Origin of the sequence: Amycolatopsis sp. FDAARGOS 1241 (assembly GCF_016889705.1) — a bacterium.
GTDB lineage: Bacteria > Actinomycetota > Actinomycetes > Mycobacteriales > Pseudonocardiaceae > Amycolatopsis.
Genome location: NZ_CP069526.1, coordinates 807,604 through 825,361, shown reverse-complemented (window position 1 = coordinate 825,361; position 17,758 = coordinate 807,604). Strand labels below are relative to the sequence as shown.

12 protein-coding genes and 1 pseudogene are annotated in these 17,758 nt (G+C 72.4%); 6 read left to right on the top strand and 7 right to left on the bottom strand.

The window, feature by feature from the left end; genetic code table 11:
* Positions 1-24: 24 nt before the first annotated feature.
* The 5 genes and pseudogenes from I6J71_RS03965 to I6J71_RS03945 form a co-directional block, all read left to right on the top strand.
* The gene (locus I6J71_RS03965) at positions 25-339 is read left to right on the top strand and encodes a type VII secretion target (protein ID WP_204093479.1); all 315 of its coding nucleotides are present in this window, start codon (positions 25-27) and stop codon (positions 337-339) included.
* Entirely contained in the window at positions 339-5,195 is a 4,857-nt protein-coding gene (locus I6J71_RS03960; protein ID WP_204093478.1) for a hypothetical protein, read from the top strand. The genes I6J71_RS03965 and I6J71_RS03960 overlap by 1 nt, the downstream gene beginning before the upstream one ends.
* Positions 5,173-5,619 carry a hypothetical protein gene (locus I6J71_RS03955; RefSeq protein ID WP_204093477.1) on the top strand — a complete coding sequence of 149 codons (447 nt, stop codon included), beginning with the start codon at positions 5,173-5,175 and terminating at the stop codon, positions 5,617-5,619. The genes I6J71_RS03960 and I6J71_RS03955 overlap by 23 nt, the downstream gene beginning before the upstream one ends.
* A gap of 56 nt (positions 5,620-5,675) precedes the next feature.
* The gene (locus I6J71_RS03950) at positions 5,676-6,092 is read left to right on the top strand and encodes a hypothetical protein (protein WP_204093476.1); all 417 of its coding nucleotides are present in this window, start codon (positions 5,676-5,678) and stop codon (positions 6,090-6,092) included.
* Positions 6,093-7,158: 1,066 nt separating this feature from the next.
* Positions 7,159-7,560: pseudogene (locus I6J71_RS03945) on the top strand (ferredoxin); the annotation flags it as partial.
* Between the two features lie 14 nt (positions 7,561-7,574).
* Here I6J71_RS03945 and ilvA read toward each other — a convergent pair.
* Entirely contained in the window at positions 7,575-8,777 is a 1,203-nt protein-coding gene (ilvA, locus tag I6J71_RS03940) for a threonine ammonia-lyase (protein WP_204093475.1), read from the bottom strand.
* 95 nt (positions 8,778-8,872) lie between these two features.
* Here ilvA and I6J71_RS03935 point away from each other — a divergent pair, with 95 nt between their 5' ends.
* Entirely contained in the window at positions 8,873-9,172 is a 300-nt protein-coding gene (locus I6J71_RS03935) for a hypothetical protein (protein ID WP_204093474.1), read from the top strand.
* Between the two features lie 247 nt (positions 9,173-9,419).
* Here the strand turns inward: I6J71_RS03935 and I6J71_RS03930 are convergent, their stop codons facing one another.
* The 6 genes from I6J71_RS03930 to I6J71_RS03905 form a co-directional block, all read right to left on the bottom strand.
* Complete coding sequence (locus tag I6J71_RS03930) at positions 9,420-10,577, bottom strand: cystathionine gamma-synthase (RefSeq protein WP_204093473.1); 1,158 nt, start codon at positions 10,575-10,577, stop codon at positions 9,420-9,422.
* A gap of 124 nt (positions 10,578-10,701) precedes the next feature.
* On the bottom strand, positions 10,702-11,511 hold the full coding sequence (locus I6J71_RS03925; protein WP_204093472.1) for a hypothetical protein: 810 nt from the start codon (positions 11,509-11,511) through the stop codon (positions 10,702-10,704).
* Between the two features lie 85 nt (positions 11,512-11,596).
* The gene (locus tag I6J71_RS03920) at positions 11,597-12,124 is read right to left on the bottom strand and encodes a hypothetical protein (protein ID WP_239154415.1); all 528 of its coding nucleotides are present in this window, start codon (positions 12,122-12,124) and stop codon (positions 11,597-11,599) included.
* Between the two features lie 1,490 nt (positions 12,125-13,614).
* Positions 13,615-15,186: a hypothetical protein gene (locus I6J71_RS03915; RefSeq protein ID WP_204093471.1), complete on the bottom strand. Its 1,572-nt coding sequence runs from the start codon at positions 15,184-15,186 to the stop codon at positions 13,615-13,617.
* A 105-nt stretch (positions 15,187-15,291) separates the two neighbouring features.
* Complete coding sequence (locus I6J71_RS03910; RefSeq protein WP_204093470.1) at positions 15,292-16,671, bottom strand: cystathionine beta-synthase; 1,380 nt, start codon at positions 16,669-16,671, stop codon at positions 15,292-15,294.
* Positions 16,672-16,748: 77 nt separating this feature from the next.
* Positions 16,749-17,699: a pentapeptide repeat-containing protein gene (locus tag I6J71_RS03905; RefSeq protein WP_239154414.1), complete on the bottom strand. Its 951-nt coding sequence runs from the start codon at positions 17,697-17,699 to the stop codon at positions 16,749-16,751.
* Positions 17,700-17,758 lie beyond the last annotated feature (59 nt).

Below are 17,758 nucleotides of genomic sequence, written 5' to 3'. Positions count from 1 at the left end.
GCCGAACCAGGGGGACGAACAACCATGGCACCGAAGGGATACGAGGTCGGCACCGACCTCGAGACCCACGCCCGTCAGCTCGACGGGATCAGCGACGGGCTGCAGCAGGCCGTCGACGCGGCGAACAAGGTGAGCATGCCGACCGACGCGTACGGCATCCTCTGCCAGCCGTTCCGGATGATGCTGGACCCCGTCGAGGAGTTCGGGCTCAACGCGTTGAAGATCACCGTGACGGCGATGGACGCGCAGGCGGAGAAGGTTCGTAGCGCCGCGAAGGCATACGAAGACCTCGAAACCGGGGCGAAGGACACGCTGAACTCCACGCAGGGTTCGAACTGATGACGGAGGGCAACCCGCTCGTCGCGCAGGCGAAGCAGGACGGAGACGGCCCCGGCGCGCTCACGGCCGGCAACGGCGACTACGGCTACGCCACCGGCATCGGCGTCGCCGAGTCGGCGATGGACGCGTTCAACGGCATCAAGGACGGCGACTGGGTCTCCGGCGGCCTCGGGGTGCTGAGCCTCGCCGGCGAGGTCGCGAGCGCGGCGATCGACCCGTTCGGTTACCTGATGTCGTCGGTGGCGTCGTTCCTCATGGAGCACGTGCAGCCGCTGAAAGACATGCTCGACTCGGTGGCGGGCAACCCGCCGGTGATCCAGTCCTATGCGGACACTTGGGGCAACGTCGCGAAAGCGTTGCAGGACAGGCAAGCCGACTACACCAACGCGGTCAAAACCGGCACCGCGGAGTGGAAGGGCGACGCGGCCGACGCGTACCGCAAGGGTGCCGCGGAGGCGGCCGAGGCGCTCGGCAGCGCGGCGACGGTGGCGAGCGCGATCGGCACCGTCACCATGATCATGGGCCAGGTCGTGTCCTTCGTGCGCGAGACCGTGCGCCAGCTCATCGCCGACCTGGTGGGCAAGCTGATCTCATGGGTCATGGAGGAAGCCTTCTCCCTCGGCTTCGGGACGCCGGTGGTGGTCGCGCAGGCCGTCACGGCGATCTCCAAGTGGGGCGAGAAGATCAGCGGGCTGCTGACCAAGCTGTGCGACACGATGCGCAAGGTGTCGCCGCTGCTCGGCAAGCTGGCCGACGTCTTCACGAAGATCATCAAGATCCTGGGCAAGCTGGCCGGCAAGGTCACGGGCCTCGACGTGATCAGCACCAAGAACATCAAGGCCGGCGGCTTCGTGCACCACACCGGCGGCGGCTCCGGCGGCGGTGGCAGCCACCACGGCGGTTCCGACGGCGCGGACTCCGAGGGCGGCGACGGCTCCCACTCCGGTGACTCCGGGGATTCCGGTTCCGGCGACGGGGACTCCACCTCCTCGAGCCCGGACGACGGTCCGTCCACACGGGACGGCTCCGGCGATTCTAGCCGCCGCTCCACCGACGGCGACGCCCCCGACGGCACCGGCGGCGACGGCTCTGCCCACACCGGTGACTCCGACGGCGGCGGCTCTGGTGGCGGCTCGTCCGAGGACGGCAACACGGGTTCCCCCGGCGGCGGCTCGAGTGGGGGCGGCTCCGCGCACTCCGGCGGTGGCGCGGCGGACGGCGGTTCCGGCGGTGGCAACTCGGCCCACTCCGGCGGTGGCTCGGCCGACGGCGCTTCCGCTCACTCCGGCGGTGGCTCGGCCGACGGCGGCAGCTCGGCTCGCTCGGGCAGCGGCTCTTCCGCTCACTCGGGCGGCGGATCCGGCGCGAGCTCGTCGGGCAACGACTTCTCCGCTCACTCCGGCGGCGGATCTTCCAGCTCCCCCTCGCACACCGGCGACGCTCCCAGCAGCCACACCGGCGACGTCCCCTCCACCAGCTCGGCACCGCTCACGGGCGGCGCCCCGTCGGGCGCCTCGGCATCCCACTCCGGCGGCGGAGCGCCGGCCCACTCCGGCGGCGGCTCGTCTTCCACCGCCGGCGGCAGCTCGTCTTCCACCGCCGGCGGCAGCTCGTCGACGCACAGCTCCGGCGACAGCTCCACCTCGGCGTCCGGCTACGCCCCGCCGCGCGTCGACGAACCGTCGGCGAGCGCCCCCACTCCCCGCGCCGGCGACGGCGGCGCCGCCCTCTCCGGCGGCCCCACCCCGAACCAGCCCGCGCCGGGCGGCCTGCCCCCGGCCGGCGGCGGCGCGCCGAACGCCCCGCAGGGCGGCGTCCCCAGCGGCGGCGCCCCCGCCCGCCCCGGCAGCGGCGGCGGCTGGACCGGCACCCCCGGCAGCCCGGGCGCCCGCACCCCGGACGCCGCCGGCCCCCGCCCCGACCGCACACCCACCTCGGCCCGCCCCGGCACCGACGCCCCACCCCGGCGCCCCGGCGACGGCCCCACCGGCTCGAGCCGCCCCGGCGATCCCAGCACCCGGTCGGCGCAGCCCTCGAACTCCCCCAGCAGCCGCACGCCCCAAGGCACCGGCGACCCCAACGGCCGCACACCGCAGGGCGCCGGGGGCCCCAACACCCGCTCGCCGCAGGGCGCGGGCGAACCCAACAAGCGCAGCCCCCAGGGCACCGGCGAACCCGGCGCCCGCTCACCTCAAGGCAACGGCGAACCCGGCACCCGCCCGATCCAGGGCACTGCCGAGCCCAACACCCGCGCGCCCCAAGGCAACGGCGAACCCGGCACCCGCTCACCTCACGGCACAAGCGAACCAAACGCTCACTCGTCGCAAGGCATCGGCGACCCCAACACGCGCGCGCCCCTGGGCACTGGCGAGCCCAACACTCGCGCACCCGAAGTCACCGGCGAGCCCAACACTCGCCCGTCACAGGGCACGGGCGAACCCGACACGCGCCGCCCCCAAGACAACGGCGAGCCCACCACCCGCTCACCGCAGGGCGCGGGCAATCCCAGCGGCCGCGCGCCCCAAGGCACAGGCGAACCCAACGGTCGCACGCCCCAGAGCACCAGCGAACCCAACACCCGCAACGCCCAAGACAACGGCAAACCCGGCACCCGCCCGTCCCAAGACGCCGGCGAACCCAACACGCGCAGCCCCCAGGGCACGGGCGAGCCCAGCACCCGTGCGCCCCAAGCCACCGGCGAGCCGAGCACCCGCTCGCCCCAGGGCACCGGGGAGCCCGGTACCCGCGGTCCTCAAGGCTCGGGCGATCCGTCGGGCCCGCGGCGGTCCGGGGAGAGCGGCGGTCCGTCGGCGCGGGGCCCGCAGGGGTCCGGTGCGCCTGGGCCCCGTCGTCCTGGGGACGGCGGTGATCCGGCCGCGCGCGGGCCGCAGCGGCCAGACGGTGAGAGCGGCGTGCCCGGGCCCCGGCGGCCCAGGGAGGTACCTGAGCCCGCCGCGCGGGGTGGGGCGGGCCCGGCGACCCGGCCGGAAAGTCCACATCGGACTCCGGACGGCGACGGACCACACCACGGCGAGCCCCGGCACGGCGAGCCTGGCGACCGCACGCCGCGCCACGGCGAGCCGGACGAGCACGCACCGCGCCACGGAGAGCCGGACGACGGCGCGCCGCATCACGACGGCCCGGCGGAGCCCCACGACACGGCTGACCACCACGGCGACGGTCACCACGACACGCCGGACCAGGACAGCGCCCCGCACCACCACGACGACGAGCCGCTGTCCCCCGACGAGGTCAACCAGCACCACTCGGAGAGCACGCCGTCCGGGAGCTCCTACCACCGCGGCGACACGGAGATGGGCGATCTCCCCCACCGGGTGCAGCCGGACCCGGACGGGCGCTACACCGTCGACGTGCACGTGACGCCAGACGGCCACGCGCGCATCGGCGACCGCCTCTATACGCCGGAGGAGTTCGCGGATGTGTTGCGCCACAACGCGGATTACGACGGCCGCCCGATCCGCCTGATCGGCTGCGACGCCGGTTCCAACGACTTCGCCCACCGGCTCTCGCGCGAGCTGGACACCGACGTCATGGCACCGACCAAGCCGGCGTGGTCCGACGCGAACGGGCGGGTCTTCTCGTCCGACTACGAAGTCGGCCCGGACGGCCGCATGCGCCCGCGGATCCCGCCGGACGGCGAGTGGTCCGTGCACCACCCGGACGGCACGTCGCACCACATCGGCGACGACGGGTTCGCCCCGGACGGCCACCACCACGACCCGAATGACGTCGACGCCGACAGCGCACGCCACCGCGGCGAAGACGGTGACGACGCCGGATCGCACCACGACGACGATGAAGATGACTTCGAACCCGACGACTGGGATCAGTACGAGATCCCGCGAGACGACCCCCGGTTCGGCGAGCGGTTCGTCGACTACGACCGGCCCGGGTACGACGATCCGCACGCCGGACCGCCCGGCAACCCGTACGACCGGCCGCCTGAATCGCCGAAGGAGTTCGAGTCCGGGCCGCGGCCCAACGACAAGACCGAGCCCGGTGAGTTCCCCGACCACCCCGCCACCAAACCGGCGGTGCTCGGGGACACGGAACTGACGCCGCACACCGAGTACCACGTGGTGAACCGGACGAAGACCGGGGAGATCGCTTCGGAAACGCGGTTCTTCACCGACGCCGACGGCAAGATCAAGTGGGTGGAGTGCACGCCTGGCGGCGGCAAGCTGAACGGTGCCAAGATCCCCGCGAACCCGGACTTCAACTACCCACTGCTGCCCGACTGCAAGTACCGGGTCGACAACTGGCGGGACCCGTCGAAGAAGATCGACTTCGAAACCGATCACCGCGGGCAGACCGACCTGGTCACGGGCCAGCCTGACTACGGGAAGTCCGACAAGTACTACCGCGACGACGGCGACAAGTTCACCGGCCAGGGCCGGGCCGGCCACGAAGGGCAGAACGCGTACAAGGACCACCCGGCGCACGGCGAGGTGGCGTGGGCCGGTGGCCACTTCGTCGGGACCGAGGCAGGCGGTCCGCCCGGCTACGGCAACATGCACGGCCAGATGGCCGCGTCCAACAGCGGCCACAGCCGCGACGGCTGGGAGCCGGGTGAGACGTGGCGCCGGCAGGAGGAATCGCTGGCCGAGTACCACTCGCCGCCCGATCGTGTGGTGGAGCTCCTGCAGTTCCAGGCGCCGCGCCGTGCCGACGGCCTGTCGGAGGAGGATGTCTTCCGCTGGCAGGTGACGAGGACCGACCCGGAGACCGGCGAGCAGGTCACGCGGGTGTACGAGCGCGTGTTCGTCAACGTCCCCGAGAAGCTCGACGCGGATCCCGACCAGGTGGTGAGGTATGCCAACAAGAAGCGGCCCTGAGCAACTGGTCCAGACCGTGTGCGACGCCGCAGCCCAAGCCGCGCCACCGGGCTGGCGGCGGATCACGCTGCGGGTCTGGGGCACGGTCGTCGCCTACCAGGCCGAACTGGAGGTGGTGCTGGCGGACGGCAGCAGGCCGGCCGTGCCACCGCCCGCGATCACGCACCTGCTGATGCCCCTGCGCGAACAGATGTACCAGCCGGGTCGCGGAACCTGGTTGTCCGCGCGCTTCGAGCTCCGTGCCGGCGAACCGCCCACGGCCGCGTTCAACTACGACGACGACCCGCAGTGGTGGCCGGAGCTGCCGCCGGCCGCGTTCGTCCGCGAACTGCAGGCGTTTCCCCGGACTGAGGACCACGTGCGGCCGTGGCTGCGGCAGGCGCTGGCCGACGCGGCCGCGTCGGCGCCGGAGGCCGGCGGATAGGGTCGATCCCGACGTATCACGCAAGCAGCCCGAGAACCGATGGAGGACCGCACAGCATGACGCTGACCCCGCAAGAGCAGAGCGAGCTGCTGGGAGAGATCACCACGACCCTGGTCGGCGCGGCACCGCAGGGCTGGCAGCGGCTGATCTTCGACTTCATGGTCGTCGGCAAGCACGTCAACCTCGCGTTCGCCGGGCGACTGTCCGATGGCAGCACCCGGCAGGTGCAGGCGCCCCGCGAGGTATCCAAGCCGCTTTCGCGGCTGCGCCGTGGGATGTACGCCGAAGGCCTGGGCACCTGGTACTCGCTGGAGCTCGTGATCGACCCGCCCGACACGTACAACGCGCGGTTCAACCGTGATGCCGAGCCGCCCTTCCGCACGCCGCCGGCACCGGAGCAGTACGCGCTGGACCAGGAACGGTTCCCGCGGACGGACGAGAACCTGCCGGAGTGGTTCCGGGCCAACCTGTGAGGAGTCGCGGAACATGAGCCAGCCACCGGTGCCACTGGACCCGGGCCGGCAGCGAGACCTCGTCGCGCAGATCGGCCAGGCACTCTCTTCGGCCGTGCCACCCCGGTGGCGGCAGGTCCGGGTCGACTACCGGGCCGCGGGCCGCCACGTCGAGGTGGACGTCGTCGTCACGACCCTGGACGGGCGCGACCACCCGGCCCGCCCGCACCTCGAGGCGGTTCGGCTGCTCGGCGTCCTCCGCGGTGGCATGTACCGGCCCGGCCGCGGCACCTGGCTCAGCGCGACGCTGCTGTTCACCCCGCAGCAGCCGCCGCGCCTCGAGTTCCGCCCTGATGTCGAACCCCGCTGGCGCCAGCCGCCCCCACCGCTCGGCTTCCAGGACGAACTGCGGTTCTTCCCGCGCGCGGACGCGTTCATCCCGCCCTGGCTGCGCGCCCGGGCGGGCCTCCCGCCGCTTCCCGCTCAAGGGACGCCCGGGGCGCCACCGGTGGGCCACCCACCCGCTCCACCTGCCGGGCCGCCGCACCCCGGCCCCGCGCCTTCGGGTGGCGCAACACCACCCGCTCCGCCGGCGCGTCCCTTCGCCACGCCGGCACCGCACGGCAGCGAGCCCGAAACCGCGCCGCCGCCCGACACCACCACCCACACCGACGGCCACCCCGAACTCGCCGCGCCCGCTCAAGATGCGCCCGAGCCCACACCGCCGGCGCCGCAGGCAGGCCCGGGAATACAAGGCAGCCGGCCGGGTTCCGCGGCCTCCCGGGACGCCACCGACTCCGCGCCAGCGGGTGGCTCAACACCACCCGCCCCGCCGGCACCGAACGCCGCCGCAGCCGGCGAGCCGAGTTCTGCGGCCCCGCAGGAAGCGGCCGAGTCCGCCGCACCAGCGAGTAGCGCATCATCGGCACCCCGCAGCGACACAGCCGGCGAGCCGGCCGGCGAATCGGCCGGCGAATCGGCCGCTGCCCCGCACGCGGTGGAGCCCGAGCGGCCGGTCGGCGAGCCGGCGGCCCCTGTACCGGGTGGCGCGGCCGGCGCCGGTTCGGGAGCGCCGGTTCCGTCCGGCGTCGCGGATCCGGCGGCGGAGACCGCAGCCGACGTCAGGACACCGCGGATCTACGACGGGCTCGACGACGCCGGGCGGCCCGTCGTGGAGCGGGAGCGGCTGGCGCCGGAGGAACGGGAGCGGGTGCTCGCGTACCTGGAGGCGGCGCCGGCGGTGCTGGCGTCGCGCAGCTACGGGACGGACGCGTTCGATCCGGCCCGCACGGACGTCGTGCCGATGGTGTTCCGGACCGATGGCAGCTGGGCATGGCCCGGAGCCGTCGCCTACTACCTGCGGGAGCACGACATCCCGCCGGATCCCGAGCTGCTGAGCCACATCCGCGGGCGGCGGTTCGCCGTGCCGGAGGTCGGGGAGCCGGCGCGGGAGATCGCGTTGGCGGCGATCACCGGGGAACCCGGCTGACCGTCCACAACGGACTAGGCAATGGTGAACCCGGCGTCCGCGAGGGCGGCTTCGACCTCCTTGCAGTGCTCGGGTCCGCGCGTTTCCAGGGCGAGCGCGACGTCGACCTCACCGAGGGCAAGGCTGCCGGAGATGCGGGAGTGCTCGACGTCCAGGACGTTGGCGCCGAGTTCCTTCACGCAGCTCAGCACGGACACCAGCGAGCCGGGGCGGTCGGGCACGCGCAGGCGCAGCTTGAGGTAGCGCCCGCCGGCCGTCATGCCGTGCTGGATGATCTGCTGGAGCAGCACCGGATCGACGTTGCCGCCCGAGAGGATCGCCACCACGGGTGGTTCGAAGGCGCCCGGGTGCTCCAGCAGCGCGGCGACGGTGGCCGCGCCGGCCGGTTCGACCACGAGCTTGCGCCGCTCCAGGCACAGCAGCACCGCGCGGGACAGGCCCTCCTCGGTGACCGTCACGACGTCGTCCACGAGGGACGAGACGTGCGCGTAGCTGATCGGCCCGGGCTCGCCCACTGCGATCCCGTCGGCCATCGTGTGCAGCTCGCGCAGCCGTACGGGCGCGCCGGCCTCGAGCGACGGTGGGTACGCCGCGGCGTCCTCGGCCTGTACGCCGACCACGCGGACGTCGGGCTGCAGCCCCTTCACCGCGGCCGCGACGCCACCGACCAGGCCGCCGCCGCCCGTGGCGACGAGCACCGTTTTCGCGCCGGGCACCTGCTCCAGGATCTCCAGCCCGACCGTGCCCTGCCCGGCGATCACGTCGGCGTGGTCGAACGGGTGGATGAACACCGCTCCGGTCCGCTCGGAGAACGCGATGGCCTCCGCCAGCGTCTCCTCGAGGACGGCGCCGCGGAGGTGCACGTCGGCGCCGTACCCGCGGGTCGCGGCGAGTTTGGGCAGGGGCGCGCGCAGCGGCATGAACACCGTTGCCTTGATCCCCAGCAGCGACGACGCCAGTGCCACGCCCTGCGCGTGGTTGCCGGCGCTGGCCGCGACGACGCCGCGGGCGCGTTCTTCTTCACTGAGGCCGTGGATGCGGGTGTACGCGCCGCGGATTTTGAACGACCCCGTGCGCTGCAGGTTCTCGCATTTGAGGTACACCGGGCCGCCGTGCAGCCGGCGCAGGTCGCGGGCGTGTTCCATGGGGGTCACCCTGGTGATGCCCTCGAGGAGCTTGCGCGCCTCCTCGATCCGCTCGATGCTGACCAGTTCCATACGCCGGATGATGCCACCGACGGATGGCTGAGGTGCCACCCCCGTGGGACCGGTACGCTGATAACAGCAACCACACGTGATCAGGGAGTGCGACCATGGCCCGCGCGGAAAACGCGACTACCGCTCGACGGATGCGCGCGACCCGTTCGGCCGGAGTGCTGCCGCTCGTCCTGGGTGTCGCGTCCGCCGTCGCTCTCACCGGCGCCGCCTACTTCACCGTCGACGCCGCCGGCTGCGGCGGCCAGGCCCAGTACATCCGCCACGACAACCACGTCGAGCTCGTGGGCAGCTGTGTCGACGGTTCCGAGTTGCCCGCGGCGCCCGCGGAGCAGCAGGAAGCCGTGCACCACTCGATCCACAAGGCGGGCACGCAGCCCAGCAGCTATCGGCCCTGAAAATCCGGTCCGGACCGGTCGATCCGAGGAGCCCCGCGCCGTAATCGGTGCGGGGCTCTCGCGTGAGCGCGCCGCGGACGTCGAGGCAGCTGTGGAGAACCCGCCGCTGTGGTAGCTCCACACGGCCGCCCGCCCGCAACAGACTCGGTCGCAATTGCGCCTCGGCGCCGGCGCGGGTGCACACGGGGACTGTCCACAACGCAGAAACCCCGCACCGCCTGGGCGACGCGGGGTTTCCCGTGAAAAATCAGCCGAGCGCGGCCGTCAAGTCGGCGACCAGGTCGGTGCCGTCTTCGATGCCGACGGACAGACGGATCAGGTCCTCCGGGACCTCGAGGGTGGAGCCGGCCGTGGAGGCGTGCGTCATGCGGCCCGGGTGCTCGATGAGGGACTCGATACCGCCCAGGGACTCGGCCAGGATGAAGAGCTTGGTGCGCGAAACGAGCTCCAGCGCGGCCTGCTCGCCGTCCGCGTGGCGGAACGACACCATGCCACCGAAGCGGCGCATCTGCTTGGCCGCGACCTCGTGGCCGGGGTGCTCGGGCAGGCCCGGGTAGTAGATCTTGGAGACCTTCGGGTGCTTGGCGAGCGTCTGGACGATCAGCTCGGCGTTGTCGCTGTGCCGCTCCATGCGCAAAGCCAGCGTCTTCAGGCCGCGCAGGGTCAGCCACGCGTCGAACGGACCCGGCACGGCGCCCGCGGCGTTGCGCAGGTAGAAGAGCTGTTCGCGCAGGTCGTCCTCGTTGGTGAGCACGGCGCCGCCGACGACGTCGGAGTGGCCGCCGAGGTACTTGGTGGTGGAGTGGACCACGATGTCGGCACCGAGCGCCAGCGGCGTCTGCAGGTATGGCGTGGCGAAGGTGTTGTCGACGACCAGGCGCGCGCCCGCGTCGTGGGCCACGCCCGCCAGCGCCGCGATGTCGGCGATGCCGAGCAGCGGGTTCGTCGGCGTCTCGCACCAGACCAGCTTGGTCTCGGGTCGCAGCGCGGCGCGCACCTCGTCGACGTTCGCCAGGTTCGCGACGGTGTGCTCGATGCCCCACAGGCTCAGCACCTTGTCGATCAGGCGGAACGTGCCGCCGTAGGCATCGTTGCCCAGCACCAGGTGGTCGCCCGGGCGCAGGGTCGTGCGCAGCACCGCGTCGGACGCCGCCATGCCGGACGCGAAGGCCAGCGCGTGGCGGGCGCCCTCCAGCGAGGCCAGCGCCTGCTCGAGCGCCGTGCGCGTGGGGTTCGCGGTGCGCGAGTACTCGTAACCACCCTCACGGGTGCCGCCCACGCCGTCCTGCGCGTACGTCGACGTCTGGTAGATGGGCACGATGACGGCGCCGGTCCGCGGATCGGGCTGCTGCCCGGCGTGGATGGCGCGTGTTTCGAAGCCCAGTACGGAGTAGTCGTCGACCATGATTCCAGGGTACGGCGCGACCCCGACATTCCCGCCAGGTGGGACGGAATTCACGGCGACCGGAGTAGCTGGGGCACGTGTTGTCCCCTGGTACTGGCGGTTCGCCGCCAGTACCAGGGAGCGGTCACCAGCCCTGCGGCCCACCCGGTTGCTGAACGTAACCGGCGGCGTACTGCGGGGCAGCGTCGTCGAGGCCGACCCACAGCTTCGTCGGCTTCACGATGGCGAGGACCAGCGTGGCCACCGGCGGGAGGAGCGACAGCAGGCTCGACGCGATGCCGTAGCCCAGGAACTCGGACGAAGCGCCGAGCCCGACACCGCCGGCCATGGAGATGATCAGCGAGATCACGGTGAACGCGATCGCGACCGAGCAGCCGATGATCACGAGCATCCGGCCCAGCGGCTTGTGCATGATCAGCGAGATGGCGCCCCAGAGCAGCAGCACGGCCATCGCGAGTTCGACGATCAGCGAAACGATCAGCAGCCCGAACACGCCGTGGAACGCGGCCATGCCGACGACGCTGCCGATCACGCCGATCACCGCGACGATGCCGCCGAGGATCGCCAGCACGGCGGCCGTGATCGCGGTGCCGCCGCCCGGCTTCTGCTGGAGCTGGCCGGGTCCACCCGGGTACGCGGCGAACGGCTGGCCGGGTTGGCCGAAGGGCTGCGGCTGCCCGTACGGAGCCGGCTGTTGGCCCGGGAACGGCTGGCCGGGCACCGGCTGCGCGCCCGAGAAGGGCTGCCCCGGCACCGGCTGGGTGCCCGAGAACGGCTGGCCAGGCACCGGCTGCGGACCGGCGAACGGCTGGCCGGGAACTTGCTGCGGACCGGAGAAGGGCTGCCCCGGCACGAGTTGCTGGCCGGGGTAGGGCTGCTGGCCGTACGGCTGCTGCGGGTTCTGCCCCTGCCCGGGGTTCTGGGGATAGCTCAACGGAAGTCCCTCGCGTCCGGCCCCCACCGGCGGCGGGGTGGTGTCCTCGTATCGTGCCAGGCCGCGGGCGGGTTCGGGGCGAAAATCACCACTGTCCGGGTGCCGAAGTCCGGTACCTGAGAAACGAGAACGTGGGCGGCAGCGCCGCGAGCACCAGGATGATCGGCGAGAGCACGACCAGCACGGCGCGGTCTACGGCCGCGAAGCCCTTCAGCGAGAAGACGACCTGGAAGTAGTCCGCATAACCGGCGTTGCCGAGCGTCGGCTCCAGCAGGATCGAGCCGATGGCGATCAGCGCGCCGAGGATCAGCAGCACGGCGCCCGCGGTGGCGCGGAAGATCGTCGCGACCGCGCCGACGAGCAGGAAGAGCCCCGCCCCGAGGTAGCCCCCGAGGTCGACGAGTGTCCACATCGGAAGGTCGCCGAGGCTGAACCCGGACGGGATGTCGATGAACAACGTCACCGGCAGGTACCCCGCCGCCACGGCCGCCACGAGCCCCAGCAACGCCGCGGCCACCGCCGTGACCCCGGACGGGCGCCGGCGCCCGGCGGCCGGTTCGCCGTACGCGGGGCCGGAGCGCTGTTGCGCTGGAGATCCGTACGGGCGACCCAACTTTTGCTCCCCCTCGATTCGAACGCGAAACGGACGGCTCACCCTAGCCCGGAAATCGCGATCACGGACGACAAATGGTGAAGCGATGAAGAACCCCTGCCCGAATCGCCCTTCCCGCGGAATGATTCAAGATCAATACGGCGCAGCGTTACTGAAACACAGCATTTCTCAATTTTTCGCAAAGATCGGCTGCCGGTCGGGGTGCCGCGACTTGCTCTGGGCGCCAAGCTCCGTAGGGGTCGGCTTGCCGAGACTTCGCAGTGACCGCCAGCTGGAGTCCGCAGGTGTTGCTGTCGCTTGGGCCACCGTCAGTGCCCGTGCATCACAAAGACGACCGGTGCTTCCTGCTCTCCGGCCGGGGGCAGAGAGGGTCCAGCGCCTTCGCCGCGCCGACCGCCCGCCAGCCCAAGCTCCCACCGAGGGGGTCACCGGCCGGTGGACAGCGAGTGCCCAGCCCACCACCACAGTCGCCGCAGCGATCGACCACGCCACACACGCCAGCCGCAACAAAAGCTCGCGACCGGGAGCGGCTCACCGGCGCTGGACAGCAAGGGTCCAGCCCAGCGTCTTCCGCCGCGGCGACTGCCCTCGCCAGCCCACAGCTGAAGCTCCCGAGCAAGGGTGGCTCACCGGGCAGTGAGCAGCGAGTGCCCAACCCACCACCACGGTCGCCGCAGCGATCGACCACGCCACACCCGCCAGCACACAGCCAAAACTCCCGACCAAGAGCGGCTCACCGGCCGGGGAACAGCGAGCGCCCAGCCCACCACCACGGTCACCGCAGCGACCACCCACACCACACACGCCAGCGCAACAAAGCTTGCGACCGAGAGCGGCTCACCGGCGCTGGACAGCAAGGGTCCAGCCCAGCGTCTTCCGCCGCGGCGACTGCCCTCGCCAGCCCACAGCTGAAGCTCCCGAGCAAGGGTGGCTCACCGGGCAGTGAGCAGCGAGCGCCCATGCCACACACGCCAGCACACACCCAAAGCTCCGAACCGAGAGCGACTCACCGGGCAGTTGACAGCGAAAGCCCAGCGCACGACCACGGTCGCCGCAGCGACCGACCACGCCACACACGCCAGCACACAGCCAAAACTTCCAACCAAGCGCGGCTCACCGGGCGGGGAACAGCAAGGGCCCAGCCCACCACCACGGTCGCCGCAGCGACCGACCACGCCACACACGCCAGCACACAGCCAAAGCGCCCAAACGAGAGCAGCTCACCGGGCACTGGACTACGAGCGCCCGGCCCAGCACCTTCCGCCGCGGCGACCGACCCCGCCAGGCCGCAGCCAAAGCTCCCAACCGAGAGCGGGCTCACGGGGCGGTGGGGGCAGCGAGGACCCAAGCCTGTCACTCACCGCGGCGTCTGCCGGCGCCGCAGGTGCCTGCGTGCCGCCGAGGCGTTCGAGCGAGCGTGGCCACGCCGGGGAAAGAGAAGGGCCCCTTCGGTGACGTGCACCGAAGGGGCCCTTCGCGAAGGCTTCAGCTCACCACTGCTGTTGCTGCGGCGGCTGCCCCGGCTGGCCGTAGCCGCCCTGGCCGGGGGGTGGGCCGTAGCCGGGAGGGGGCTGCTGGCCCGGCGGGGGGCCGTAGCCCGGGGGCGGGCCGTAACCGGGCGGGGGCTGCTGCGGGTAGCCGCCGGGCTGGGGCTGGCCCGGCTGGGGGAAGCCGCCGCTGCCCGGCTGCTCGGGGGGCTGGCCGTAGCCCGGCTGAGGGGGCTGGCCGAAACCGCCTGGCTGGCCCGGTTGCGGGAAGCCGCCGCTGCTGGGGTTCGGGTTGCCCGGCTGGCCGAAGCCCTGCTGGCCGGGAGCGCCCGGAGCACCGAAAGGAGGCTGGCCCTGGTCGCCCGGCTGGCCGAAGCCCGGCTGGGCGCCGAAGCCCTGGGGCTGGCCGAAGCCGCCCTGGCCCGGGGGCGGGCCGCCGAAGCCGCCCGGCTGGCTGGGAGCCGAGCCGGCGCCGAGGCCGACGTACTGGGCCGTCGGCGGGATCAGGCCGACGACGCCGACGATGAGGATCAGGATGCCGAAGATGAGCGTCGGCATGCCGAGGTTGTCGGCGGTGGCGCCGGCGCCGAAGCCCGCGTTCGGGGTCGTGCCGCCGATCAGCAGGATGCCGAAGACGGTCAGCACGAGGCCGCCCACGGCGACCACGATCGGCACGAGTTTCCTGAGCCCGCCGCCGAGCCGTCCGGCCAGGATCAGGCCGACGCCACCCGCGATCGCGATGACCGCGCCGACGAGCAGCAGGATCACGTAGAGCCAGATCGCGCCCGGCGAGGCGAGCCCCGACTGGGCCAGCAGCTGGTCGACGCGCGCGTCGCCCGCCTGCTGGCGCGCCTCGCTCAGGGCCGACGAGTAGTCACTGGCTTCACCCATGTAGAGGAACGACCAGATCAGCGACAGCACACCGAGCAGCGCGACGATCCCGCCGGCGATGTAGCCGTACATGCCGTTGCCGGAAGCCGGCGCGGCGGGCGCGGCGCCGAAAGCCGGTGGCGCTCCGAAACCACCCGGCTGACCGCCGAAACCACCGTGCTGCGGCGGAGCGCCGAACGTACCGGCGCCCTGGTCGAAGCCACCGGGCCCACCCGGCGCGCCGAAGCCCTGCGGCTGGCTGGGCTCACCGAAACCACCCGGCTGACCGGGCTGGCCAGGATGACCCGGCTGGCCGAAGCCACCGGGCTGCGCCCCGAAGCCCGGCTGGCCGAAACCGCCGCCCATGGCCGCGGGGTTGTCGGCCATGCTGGGCGGCGGCGCGTACGGGATGGCCGGTGGCTGCGAGCCCGGCGACACGAGCTGCGTCGACTCGGCGCCGAAGTGGCTTTCGCCGGGGTTCGCGTCACCCGGCCGGACGACCTGCGTCGGCTCGGGGGCCTCGCCGAACAGACCGCCCTCACCCGACGCGGGGGCCGGCGGCTGCGGCTGGCCCGGCTGGACCACCTGGGTCGGCTCCGACGCGCCGAACGGACTGTCCTGCTGAGGTGTGGGACCACTCGGTGGGCCCTGCGGCGGCTGCTCGCCGCCGTCCCCGGGCTGGCTCGGTGGCTGCGGAGCACTCATGTGGGTCTTGAACCCCCTTGACGAGGACGCGAAAAAGTTCTACCGCGCCCACGCTATCGGATAGCGGGGCAGGGCGCTCGGAACGCCCCGTCCCGCTTTGCCGATTTATCGGTTCGTCCGCCCGGCGAGGAACGCGAGCAGATCGTGCCTGGTGACGACGCCGGCGGGCTTGCCGTCGATCAGCACGAGTGCGCCGTCGGCTCCCTCGAGCGCCTTCATCGCGGCACTGACCTGCTCGCCCGCGCCGATGGTCGGCAGGGGTGGCGACATGTGCGTCTCGAGCCGGTCGGCGAGCTGGGCCTTGCCGGTGAACAGGGCGTCGAGCAGGTCGCGCTCGTTCACGGCGCCGACCACCTCGGCGGCCATCACCGGCGGCTCCGCGCTGACCACGGGCATCTGGCTCACGCCGAACTCCGACAGGATCGCCACCGCCTCGGCGACGGTCTCGTTCGGGTGCGAGTGCACCAGGCTGGGCAGTGCACCGCTCTTCTTGGTGAGCACATCGCCGATCGTCGCGCCCGAAGAGTCAGGCGGGAGGAAGCCGTAGGACGACATCCAGGCGTCGTTGAAGACCTTCGTGAGGTAGCCGCGGCCGCCGTCGGGCAGCAGGACCACGACGACGTCGTGCTCGGTCAGCCCCTCGGCGAGCTTCAGCGCGGCGGCGACGGCCATGCCGCACGAGCCGCCGACCAGCAGGCCTTCCTCGAGCGCGAGCCGGCGCGTCGTGTCGAACGAGTGCGCGTCGGACACCGCGATGATCTGGTCGGCGACGCCGCGGTCGTAGGTCTCGGGCCAGAAGTCCTCGCCGACGCCCTCGACCAGGTACGGCCGGCCGGAACCACCGGAGTAGACGGATCCCTCGGGGTCGGCGCCGACGACCTGCACGCGGCCGTCGCTCACCTCCTTGAGGAAACGGCCGGTGCCCGAGATGGTGCCCCCGGTGCCGACGCCCGCGACGAAGTGCGTGATCTTGCCGTCGGTCTGGCGCCAGATCTCCGGGCCGGTGGAGCGGTAGTGGCTCTCCGGGTTCTCGGGGTTGGCGTACTGGTTGGGCTTCCAAGCGCCGTCGATCTCGCGGACGAGCCGGTCGGACACGTTGTAGTACGAGTCCGGGTGCTCGGGCGGCACCGCGGTCGGGCAGACGACGACGCGGGCGCCGTACGCGCGCAGGACGTTGCGCTTGTCCTCGCTCACCTTGTCGGGGCAGACGAACACGCACTTGTAGCCCTTGCGCTGCGCGACCATCGCCAGCCCCACGCCCGTGTTGCCCGAAGTCGGCTCCACGATCGTCCCGCCGGGCCGCAGCTCGCCCGAGGCCTCGGCGGCTTCGATCATCCGCAGTGCGATGCGGTCCTTCACACTGCCGCCGGGGTTGACGTACTCGACCTTCGCGAGCACCAGCGGCTTGAGCCCCGTGGTGAGGGAGTTCAGCTTGACCAGCGGCGTGTTGCCCACCAGGTCGACGATGTGCTCGGCGTACTCCACGTCTGCGCTCCTGCTCTTTCTGCGCCGGATCTCGGCGGCGTGCCCAGCCTAAACGCCGGACCTGCGGCGCTGTCCACTCAGGCAGGCGGCGGGGACGCCGGTTCCTCCGGGACGAGGGCGGCCCAGTGCCCCTCCCACCCCTCGATCGGCTTCTCCGCCCAGCCCGGCGGCCAGCTGCGGTCGACGTCGGTTCGGGTCGTCGCACCGCACAGGCGGGCCATGACCCGATCGCCGAAGAGCGACGGCCCTTCGAAGGCGGCCCCCGTGAACGTGTCACCGGTCCCGCCGAACACGGCGCCGCGGAAGTCGGCGAGCCCGAGGAAGCGGCTCTGCGGGAACTCGGCCTTGCTCGTTATCTCCGTGCCCGTGAACTCTGCCAGCTCGACGAAGGTGGTGCCGTAGCAGGCGATCGAGCGGATCCGGCAGCGCGTGAGCGAGAGGCGGACCAGTCTGGCACCGGAGAAGTCGAGGTCCACGTCCGGCCAGAACGCGGCGTTGTCGTCGTTGCGCCCGGGCCGCAGGTGCAGGCAGAGGATGCGCTGGGCGGCCGAGCGGACTTCGGTCTCCTGGCGGGTCCCGGTGGAGGGGTCCTCGGGGTCGAAGGGCATCCGCAAGTAGGCGCAGAAGAGGTTGACGATGGTCTGGCGTTGCTCCGGGTACTCCTGTGCGAGGCGTTCGAGTGCGTAGAGCCCGGCGAACCGGACCGGCGCCTTGTCGCTGCCGAGCTGGTCCGCGGCTTTGCTGTAGGTGTCGGTGAAGCGCCGTTGGGTGGCGTCGTGGTCCTTCTGCTCCAGGTCGAGCTCGGCCGAGCGCTGGCGCCGCGCGGCGAGCAGGAGGGCGGCCGCGCCACCGGTGCCGACGACGACGTTCGCGGCCGTGCGCAGCGCGTCGAGCCGCGCGGTGTCCTGCGGGCTGCCGCCGCCGAGTGTCGTCAGGAGGAGGAGCGCGGCGGCCGCGGCGACCGCGATCAGGCCGGCTCCCCACCACAGGATCGTGCTCGTGCGCAGGGCGCGGCTCCGGTTCGTCACGGCGGGGATCTTGCCATCGGAGTGGCACGCATCGCTCCCGGCTTTGCGCCGGGGCACGC